Genomic DNA, 789 nt, shown 5'->3' with positions numbered 1-789 from the left:
GCCCATGGACCAGCCGTCGGAGACGATGTGGTGCATCGTCACCAGCAGCAGGTGCGAGTCCTGTCCCAGCCGCACCAGCGTGCTGCGCAGCAGCGGACCCGTGGTGAGGTGGAAGGGACGCCGTGCCTCCGTGGCCGCCGCGCGCTGCGCCTCCTCCTCGCGCTGCGACTCGGGGAGGGCGGTCAGGTCGATGAGGGGCAGCTGCCAGCCGGAGGGCGACTGGATGCATTGCGACGGTTCTTCGTGCTCGGCGAAGAGCGTGGTGCGCAGCGATTCGTGGCGCTCCACCAGCGCCTCGAAGGCGTGGCGCAGGGCCTCCATGTCCACCTGCCCCGTCAGCCGCAGGGCGGTGGGGATGTTGTAGGAGATGTCGCCGGGCTGGAGTTGATCCAACAGCCAGAGGCGCTGCTGGGCGAAGGACAGCGGAATGACGCCCTCGCGCGGCGAGGGCCGCAGGGGCGGAGCACGAAGCGCGGAGGACTGCGCGCCCGCGAGCTTCGGCGCGAGCGCTTCGACGGTAGGGGCTTCGAAGAGGGCTCGCAGCGGCAGCTCTACGTCGAACGTGGCTCGCACGCGGGAGACGAGCTGGGTGGCCAGCAGGGAGTGGCCTCCCATGGCGAAGAAGTCGTCTCGCACGCCGATGCGCTCCACGCGGAGGACCTCGGCGAAGAGGGCAGCCAGTTGCTTCTCGGTGGTGGTGCGCGGCGCGACGAAGACGGAGCCTTGGGGCGTGTTTCCAGGCTCCGGCAGGGCCTTGCGGTCCACCTTGCCGTTGGCGTTGAGGGGCAG

1 protein-coding gene is annotated in these 789 nt (G+C 70.3%); it reads right to left on the bottom strand.

The window, feature by feature from the left end:
- Positions 1–789: condensation domain-containing protein (locus tag ACLEQD_RS44605; RefSeq protein WP_410391954.1), on the bottom strand; the 789-nt coding region annotated here is incomplete at both ends.

The sequence above is a fragment of the Corallococcus sp. 4LFB genome, from assembly GCF_046520365.1.
Taxonomy (GTDB): domain Bacteria; phylum Myxococcota; class Myxococcia; order Myxococcales; family Myxococcaceae; genus Corallococcus; species Corallococcus caeni.
This window is presented reverse-complemented; position numbering and strand designations above follow the sequence as displayed.